Annotated in this window: 9 protein-coding genes and 1 riboswitch; of the genes, 3 read left to right on the top strand and 6 right to left on the bottom strand. The window is 51.8% G+C overall.

All coding sequences use genetic code 11. The annotated features are described in order from the left end of the window. Positions 1-458: 458 nt before the first annotated feature. Together purH and purD are read left to right on the top strand one after the other, a co-directional pair. On the top strand, positions 459-2048 hold the full coding sequence (gene purH / locus J1784_RS01705; protein WP_217147758.1) for a bifunctional phosphoribosylaminoimidazolecarboxamide formyltransferase/IMP cyclohydrolase: 1590 nt from the start codon (positions 459-461) through the stop codon (positions 2046-2048). A 46-nt stretch (positions 2049-2094) separates the two neighbouring features. Next, positions 2095-3384, top strand: a complete 1290-nt coding sequence (gene purD, locus J1784_RS01700) for a phosphoribosylamine--glycine ligase (RefSeq protein WP_217147757.1) — start codon at positions 2095-2097, stop codon at positions 3382-3384. Between the two features lie 65 nt (positions 3385-3449). Here the strand turns inward: purD and J1784_RS01695 are convergent, their stop codons facing one another. The 6 genes from J1784_RS01695 to nudC all read right to left on the bottom strand — a co-directional run bounded on the left by J1784_RS01695 (position 3450) and on the right by nudC (position 7890). Continuing rightward, positions 3450-4136, bottom strand: coding sequence for a DUF1481 domain-containing protein (locus J1784_RS01695; RefSeq protein WP_338019890.1), 687 nt, complete (start codon positions 4134-4136; stop codon positions 3450-3452). A gap of 18 nt (positions 4137-4154) precedes the next feature. After that, entirely contained in the window at positions 4155-4427 is a 273-nt protein-coding gene (gene hupA, locus J1784_RS01690; protein ID WP_013577396.1) for a nucleoid-associated protein HU-alpha, read from the bottom strand. A 190-nt stretch (positions 4428-4617) separates the two neighbouring features. Then, positions 4618-5208 (bottom strand): YjaG family protein, encoded by a 591-nt coding sequence (locus J1784_RS01685; protein ID WP_095924297.1) that lies wholly within the window; start codon positions 5206-5208, stop codon positions 4618-4620. Between the two features lie 70 nt (positions 5209-5278). Further along, positions 5279-5959: a deoxyribonuclease V gene (gene nfi / locus J1784_RS01680; protein WP_217147756.1), complete on the bottom strand. Its 681-nt coding sequence runs from the start codon at positions 5957-5959 to the stop codon at positions 5279-5281. A gap of 9 nt (positions 5960-5968) precedes the next feature. Then, the gene (gene hemE / locus J1784_RS01675; RefSeq protein WP_217147755.1) at positions 5969-7033 is read right to left on the bottom strand and encodes a uroporphyrinogen decarboxylase; all 1065 of its coding nucleotides are present in this window, start codon (positions 7031-7033) and stop codon (positions 5969-5971) included. A gap of 71 nt (positions 7034-7104) precedes the next feature. Next, the gene (nudC, locus tag J1784_RS01670) at positions 7105-7890 is read right to left on the bottom strand and encodes an NAD(+) diphosphatase (protein WP_217147754.1); all 786 of its coding nucleotides are present in this window, start codon (positions 7888-7890) and stop codon (positions 7105-7107) included. Between the two features lie 98 nt (positions 7891-7988). Between nudC and rsd the strand changes: the two genes are divergently transcribed. Continuing rightward, the gene (gene rsd / locus J1784_RS01665) at positions 7989-8504 is read left to right on the top strand and encodes a sigma D regulator (protein ID WP_217147753.1); all 516 of its coding nucleotides are present in this window, start codon (positions 7989-7991) and stop codon (positions 8502-8504) included. A 73-nt stretch (positions 8505-8577) separates the two neighbouring features. Further along, positions 8578-8704: riboswitch (TPP riboswitch) on the top strand. Positions 8705-8709 lie beyond the last annotated feature (5 nt).

The raw sequence follows: 8709 nt of genomic DNA, 5'->3' as shown, positions 1-8709 counted from the left end.
TTTATTTCATTCGGTTGCCGCTGTTTTTAATCTTTCCGACCCGGTGACTTCGTGATGTTGTTCACGTTGTTCCCTGTCGATGGAGCGGCATTATAGGGAGTTCTCAGCAGGCCGCAAGGGCTAATTTTAAGAAAAAACACCGTTTGCTGCATTACACAGCAAACACACTGCTTATACCGTGTTTTGCACAGATTTATCCACAGACGCACAGGAATCTCAAATTTTGCGAGCGTCGCGCAATCGTTTTCGCTACAATTTCGCGCGTCAGTTTTCGCCGCCCTTTATGGGTAATAAATGAGATACGGGTCGCCGGAGGGAAGTTATCCGAGCTCAGCCCCGCGTTTTCTGCAAATTGCTCTCTATAATTTGCTCTATATATAAAGACAGAGAGAAGAAAACCGCCGTTGAGTTCCGATAACGCTCTTTACTGCGACTCCAAAGCCAAGGATACAACCACCATGCAACAATCTCGTCCAATCCGCCGCGCCCTGCTCAGTGTTTCTGACAAAGCCGGTATCGTAGAATTCGCCCAGGCCCTTTCTTCGCGTGGCGTTGAATTACTTTCCACTGGCGGAACCGCCAGCCTGTTGGCTAAAGCCGGCCTGCCAGTCACTGAAGTGTCTGACTACACCGGTTTTCCGGAAATGATGGATGGACGCGTCAAAACCCTGCACCCGAAAGTTCACGGTGGCATTCTCGGTCGTCGCGGGAAAGATGATGAAATTATGGCGCAGCATTCCATCGCGCCAATCGACATGGTGGTCGTTAACCTTTATCCGTTCGCGCAAACCGTCGCGCGCCCGGACTGTTCACTGGAAGATGCGGTAGAAAACATTGATATCGGTGGCCCGACAATGGTTCGCTCCGCAGCGAAGAACCATAAAGATGTGGCGATCGTAGTAAAGAGCAGTGACTACGCTTCTGTTATTGAAGAGATGGATGCCAATGGCAGCTCGCTGACGCTGGCGACCCGCTTCAATCTGGCGATTAAAGCCTTCGAGCATACCGCTTCTTACGACGGTATGATTGCCAACTACTTCGGCACAATGGTTCCGGCTTACCACGGCGATATTGAATCTGCTTCCGGACAGTTCCCCCGCACACTGAATCTCAGCTATATAAAGAAACAAGATATGCGTTATGGCGAGAACAGCCATCAGAACGCCGCCTTCTATATAGAAGAGAATGTCAGTGAGGCTTCGGTTGCCACGTCGACCCAACTTCAGGGCAAAGCACTTTCCTATAACAACATTGCGGATACCGATGCCGCGCTGGAATGTGTGAAAGAATTTGCTGAACCAGCATGCGTTATCGTCAAACATGCCAACCCTTGTGGTGTGGCTATCGGCGACAGCATTCTGGCGGCATACGAGCGCGCCTATCAGACTGACCCGACGTCAGCTTTCGGCGGCATTATTGCCTTCAACCGTGAACTGGATGCCGAAACGGCCAAAGCCATCATCAGCCGTCAGTTTGTGGAAGTGATCATCGCCCCATCCGTCAGTGCCGAAGCTCTGGCCCTGACTGCAGCCAAACAAAACGTTCGCGTTCTGACCTGCGGGCAGTGGGAAAGTCGCCGGAAAGCCCTGGACTTCAAACGTGTTAACGGTGGCCTGCTGGTTCAGGATCGTGATTTGGGCATGGTTGATGCAACCTGCCTGCGCGTTGTGTCTGAGCGCCAGCCGACTGAACAGGAGCTGACAGATGCGCTGTTCTGCTGGAAAGTGGCAAAATTCGTCAAATCCAACGCCATCGTTTATGCACGTGACAAAATGACCATTGGTATCGGTGCAGGCCAGATGAGCCGCGTTTACTCCGCTAAAATTGCCGGGATCAAGGCTGCCGACGAAGGTCTGGAAGTTGCCGGTTCTGTTATGGCCTCTGACGCCTTCTTCCCATTCCGCGACGGTATCGATGCTGCAGCAGCCGTGGGCATAACCTGTGTTATCCAGCCTGGCGGTTCTATCCGTGACGATGAAGTGATCGCCGCGGCTAATGAACATGGCATTGCGATGCTGTTCACCGACATGCGCCACTTCCGTCATTAATTTTCTTTTAGCGGGTGCGATGCGCCCGCTCACCCGGAGTCTTCGAATGAATATTTTAATTATCGGTAACGGCGGGCGTGAACATGCACTGGCATGGAAGGCATCGCAGTCACCTCTGGCTGATAAAGTCTTTGTAGCACCAGGCAACGCCGGTACCGCGCTGGAGCCGTTGCTGGAAAACGTTGATATAGCCACAACGGATATCGCCGGTTTGCTGGCATTCGCCAAAAGTAATGATATCGGCCTGACCATCGTTGGCCCTGAAGCGCCGCTGGTGATTGGTGTGGTGGATGCTTTCCGTGCCGCCGGTCTGAAAATCTTTGGCCCGACGCAGGAAGCCGCGCAGCTGGAAGGCTCCAAAGCCTTCACTAAGGATTTCCTTGCTCGCCATAACATCCCAAGCGCGGATTATCAGAACTTCACCGAAATCGAGCCTGCACTTGAATATCTGCGCAGCAAAGGCGCGCCGATTGTTATCAAAGCTGACGGTCTGGCCGCCGGTAAAGGCGTGATCGTGGCGATGACGCTTAAAGAAGCGGAAGATGCCGTTCACGACATGCTGGCAGGCAACGCTTTCGGTGATGCAGGCCATCGCATTGTTATTGAGGAATTCCTCGATGGCGAAGAGGCCAGCTTCATCGTCATGGTCGACGGCACCAATGTATTGCCGATGGCGACCAGTCAGGATCACAAACGCGTAGGTGACGGTGACAGCGGCCCGAACACCGGTGGCATGGGTGCGTATTCCCCGGCGCCAGTCGTCACTGATGAAATTCATCAGCGCGTGATGGATCAGGTTATCTGGCCAACCGTTCGCGGTATGGCGGCGGAAAACAACACATACACTGGTTTCCTGTATGCAGGTCTGATGATCTCCGCTGATGGCCAGCCGAAAGTGATCGAGTTCAACTGCCGTTTTGGCGATCCGGAAACTCAGCCGATCATGTTACGCCTGCGTTCAGATCTTGTGGATCTTTGCCTTGCCGGTGCTGAAGGTCGTCTTGGTGAGAAAACGTCAGAATGGGATCCACGTCCTGCGCTGGGTGTTGTGCTCGCGGCCGGCGGCTACCCTGCCGATTACAAAACCGGAGACGTTATCCATGGTCTGCCGCTGGAAGAAGTGCCGGATGGCAAAGTCTTCCAGGCCGGAACCCGCTTGCAGGATGAGCGTGTGGTGACAAATGGCGGACGCGTATTGTGCGTGACGGCGCTGGGTAAAACCGTAGAAGCGGCGCAGGCACGATCTTATGATTTAGCGAAAGATATTCACTGGGAAGGCAGCTTCTGTCGCAAAGACATCGGATATCGCGCTATCGACCGCGAACGTAATCAGTAATCACGTCTGATCCGACGATCAAAAAATGCACGCCCCGGCGTGCCATTTCTTTTATCAAAACGGGATCAGAGATCTGACTCTTTCGGTTCCCATTTGCAGAAATCTTCATTGGCAACCAGCAACAGCTCGTTGCCTTGCGGTGCCGTCAGCCAGGCTAAGCCCAGAGTATCGTTACTGCGGCTGGCTCTTTTCGCCAGCCAGACCTGAGAACGCACTGTCAGTGTCGGCGTCACTTGCTCGCCTGCGCAGGTCGTTATGATGCCTTTTCGCCAGCGAGCCTGTACCAGACGGACGTTCCCTGCCTGTAACGCATTGCTCAGGTCGAGAGTTTTCGATGCTTCATATTTATAGCGTTCGATTTCGTCTGACGAAAGTTTTTCCCGGCGCTCAGGAAGCTGTCGCTGCATAAAGCTGACATTCCCGCCTTCGTCGAAACGCAGCATCACGCCCAAATCTGTTTTGGTCGCATGGGTTTCTTTAATCAGGTGCAGTTGCCCCTGCTGGAATTCGTATCGGGTAATGATCGTATCGCCACCGTAATAGGGGCTATAGACGTTGAGAATGGTCTGCGGCTCGTGGCTGGCGGTATCTTCGCGCCAGAGCCGGTTGATTCCCTGATCAGCAACATAGCCACTGGCAAAGAATAAATCTGGACCTTTTTTTGAACTGCAACCCACCAGACCGAGCACCAGTAATCCTGCTACCAGCCTGGGGGTGATAAACTGAAGGGGCTTAAAGGCCCCTCCGCTTATTCTTTTCACTGCAAGCAATTACTTAACAGCGTCTTTCAGAGCTTTACCAGAAACGAACGCAGGCACGTTTGCAGCTGCGATTTTGATTTCTTTACCAGTCTGTGGGTTACGACCAGTACGCTCGTTACGATGATTTACCTTGAAAGTCCCGAAACCAACCAATTGTACAGCATCACCTTCTTTCAGAGACTCGGTAATAGCAGACAGAGTAGATTCAAGAGCAACTTTGGCCTGTGCTTTGGAAAGATCAGCTTTGTCCGCAATTACATCAATCAGTTGAGTCTTGTTCATAAGTTATCCTTTACAGTGTGTTTATCGTTTGCAAAGCATCGAGTGCGACGGATATGCCGATTGACAGCACCCTCCTGCATACACGCACCGATAGCCACTTTTTTTACGCACCCCAAATGTAGACCAGACAGGGTGCGGATGTGAAGCCTTAAGGCACGACAAATCAGGCGTTAAATCACGTTTTCTTGCCTTATTGCGCTAAATTTATGCCAATGTTACTGACAGCGGCTTCACGCAGGTCAGAACGTAACCCTTTTATTAATTCCAGGTCACGCTCTTCACAGTCAGCCAACAGGCGAAAAATCTCCCATTGGATGTCCCATTCTTCTTCTACGGCAGGAATGACTTTGAGTTCTTCATCGGTCATTTCTTTACCGGCCTGAGTCATTTCCAGCATCGCGACAGTACGAATTGACGTTTCACTGACCGCAATTGCATGAGACAGCGTTTCGCCACTCAGACGCGAATGAATCAGTTCGCCTAATGCAATACACGCATCAATCGCCGGATAAACTCCGTAGAGATCGTAATCATCGGAAGAAGGCACTGCTTCCTCCAGTTTTTCGAGCTGTGAGTCAAAATTGACCTTGGCGTCTTTTACCACCAGTGTTTCCCAGATTAAGTCCAGGATGCGGCGGTAAAGCTGTGCTTCGCCAAACCCTGTTTCCAGACAAAATGCCTGATAGTTCGGGTACATACGTTCGCACAAGCTCGCCATAAACGTCACGTGTTGCCAGCTTTCCAGCTTTTCGAGACGTAAATGAATTGGATTACGTAACATGAGTTGATCTCGTTAACTTTTCTGCGCGGGAGTTTACCTGAAATAAATCAATATCCCTATTCCTTGATTCCTAAAGATCATCACTCAACCGTTGCCAGCGCTGAAACGCTGCCCGGTTTGACGCCATAGAATCTGCCCAACGGGTAGGTTCCGGCAGACGATATTGCCGCATGCACTGTTGTACCCAATAAAGCGAGGATTCCATGCTGATCCGATTGCCCGGTGAGATAAACAATGGATTACAGCGTAGCTTGCTGCGCCACACCCAGCCAATCTGTTCATCACCCTCATAGAGTGCCTGCTGGCTGTGAAGTTCATCGCCCAACGGCAAAAACTGACCGCATAAACGGCTTTTCGCTACGCCAATCGTCGGCACGTCGACCGTCAGACCAAAATGACTGGCAACGCCGAGACGCCGCGGATGCGCGATCCCTTGCCCATCGACCAGAATCAGATCAGGATGCGAAGAGATTTGCTGCCAGGCTTGTAACAGTGCAGGAAGTTCGCGGAAGGAAAGGAAACCGGGGATATATGGCATAACGGTAGGAATGCGGGCTATCTGATATTCAACTAGTTCCAGTGCCGGGTAGCTCAGCACCGCGACCGCCGCGCGGGTGACTTCCCCGCCCTGCTCAAACCCGACATCCACACCGGCAATCAACGATGGAGTAGTGAAATCAGGCGGATCCTGCAGTTCGATCTGATCTGCGAGGATCCGTTGTTCTTCCCGTAGTGCGCGCGTGTCGATCATAACACAGGATTACTCGTGATACTGGCGGGACAGGCTGTGCACCGCCTCGACAAAGGCGCCCGCATTTTCTGGCGGAACGTCCTGATGGATACCGTGGCCAAGGTTAAACACATGCCCATTACCTTTGCCGAAACCCGCCAAAATGGTTTCTACTTCCTGTTCAATACGCACAGGTGAGGCGTACAGCATGGAAGGATCCATATTGCCCTGAATCGCAACTTTATCACCTACGCGACGGCGCGCTTCAGCAATATCAGTAGTCCAGTCCAGACCCAGTGCGTCACAGCCCGTCGCAGCCATCGCTTCCAGCCACTGGCCACCACCTTTAGTGAACAATGTGACCGGCACGCGACGGCCTTCGTTTTCCCGGATCAGGCCATCCACGATTTTGTGCATGTAGTTGAGGGAGAATTCGCGGTAATCACGAGGCGTCAGCACGCCGCCCCAGGTGTCAAAAATCATCACCGACTGCGCGCCCGCTTTAATTTGAGCATTCAGATAAAGAATGACGCTGTCAGCCACTTTATCCAGCAGAAGGTGCAAAGTAGACGGATCGGCATACATCATCTTTTTGATTTTAGTAAAGGCTTTGCTGCTGCCACCTTCGACCATATATGTCGCCAGTGTCCACGGACTGCCAGAGAAACCGATAAGCGGCACTTCACCTTTCAGGTTTTTACGGATGGTACGCACGGCGTTCATCACGTAGCCCAGTTCCATTTCAGGATCAGGCACCGGCAACTTTTCGACATCTGCACGATTGGTCAGTGGTGAGGAAAAACGCGGGCCTTCACCGGCTTCGAAATACAGCCCCAGTCCCATCGCATCAGGAATAGTCAGGATGTCGGAGAAAAGGATCGCCGCGTCCAGCGCATAACGGCGAAGCGGCTGTAAAGTTACTTCACAGGCCAGCTCAGCATTTTTACACAGCGACATAAAATCGCCGGCTTCAGCGCGGGTTTCTTTGTACTCCGGCAAATAGCGACCGGCCTGACGCATCATCCATACCGGTGTAATGTCCACTGGCTGACGTAACAAAGCACGCAGGTAACGGTCGTTTTTCAACTCATTCATTCTTGCTCTTTCCTTCAATATTCGGGCCGCACGGCAATCATATGACGGCATTCTATCACGCTAAACTGACGCTAGACGTCACCGTCTTCGCTTTCTGCGCGGCACTGCGCAACTGTGTCTTCAATCAGGCGGCGGGCAATCGTACCGGGCGGTGGCAGCTGTGGCAGCTGGTCAAACCGGTACCAGCCGGCGCTAAGCAGCTCTTTCGTGTCAGCGATAATGTCGCCGCTGTCGTAATCGGCCATAAACGCCATCATCAGCGAATTGGGGAATGGCCACGGCTGGGAACTGACGTACCGGACATTCTTCACGCGAATATTACTTTCCTCCATGACTTCGCGGGCCACGGTTTCTTCCAGCGTTTCCCCGACTTCCACGAAGCCTGCCAGAACCGTATGAATGCCATTACGATGGCGGACATGCTGCGCCAGCAAAATCTCATCACCTTTACGGATTGCCACAATGATGCAGGGCGCAATCTGCGGGTAATAGCGTTCACGACAATGCCCGCACAGCGCGGCCCATTCAGTCTTGCTGACATGCATTTCATGCCCGCAGTACCCGCAGAATTTATGCGAACGGTAAAACTCTGACAGCTGCACGCCCCGCCCGACCAGCTGGAATAATCCGCGATCCTGATCCAGCAGCTGCCGGGCGGAAACCATATGGTCTGGCATTGTCTGACGAACCAGCCAGACAGGTTCACCCTGCCATTCGCCAATCTGACGCGTCGTTTTACCGGTCAGAGAAAATTGTGCGGCGCTGCCAAACGGCAATTCGCCTTCAGGCAGCCACAGCTTGCCTTCCTGGCTGATGACCCACCAGCCGTTGTGTTGCTCAGTGATCTGTAATTCCATAATTGTTGTTGCATAACCTCGTCGGGACTGACAATCTGAGTAAGATATTCACATATTAGTAACTTCTGGTTACTTTTTTATCGCTCACGGAGTCAACCATGCTAAATCGTCTGGAAAGACTGACCCAACGCGTTGGTGGCAGTAATGAGTTAGTGGATCAATGGCTGCACGCGCGCAAAGAGCTGCTGGTTTCGTATTGCACTTTGGTCGGCCTGAAACCCAATAAAGAAAAACATACCCCCCTCAATGAAAAAGCGCTGGATAACTTTTGCCATAACCTGGTGGACTATCTTTCTGCCGGTCATTTCCATCTGTATCAGCGCGTCATTGATGAAGTGGAAGGCGCAAACAGCCCGATAAAATTACAGGCTGCAAAAATATACCCTGCACTTGAACTGAATACTGAAGCTATCATGGCTTTCCATGATAGTTACACTGAAAATGATATTGATGATGACAATGCTTTCGCATTTCATTATGCATTATCTGATGTAGGTGAAGCGTTAGATGCGCGTTTTCAGCTGGAAGATCAATTGATTATTCTGGCGTTTGATCGCAGTAATCATGAAGAAAAACCGCCTGCGAATGAAGAACATCTCGCCAGACCGGCTTAACGCTTTGTCACACTAAAACCCAGCGCAGGTTTGTGGTTTTAGTTGTAGTTTCAAAAAACGCCTCCTATATTGAGGCTTCTTGTCGGAGTGCCTAGCGCATAATTTTCTGTTGAGAATTACGCCAGGCTGAGACCGTTAATTCGGGATCCGCGGAACCTGATCGGGTTAGTACCCGCGAAGGGAACAAGAGTAATGTTATGCGTTC

Source organism: Rahnella ecdela, assembly GCF_019049625.1.
GTDB lineage: Bacteria > Pseudomonadota > Gammaproteobacteria > Enterobacterales > Enterobacteriaceae > Rahnella > Rahnella ecdela.
The sequence above is the reverse complement of the archived record's forward strand: the minus strand, read 5'-3'. Positions and strand labels throughout refer to the sequence as shown.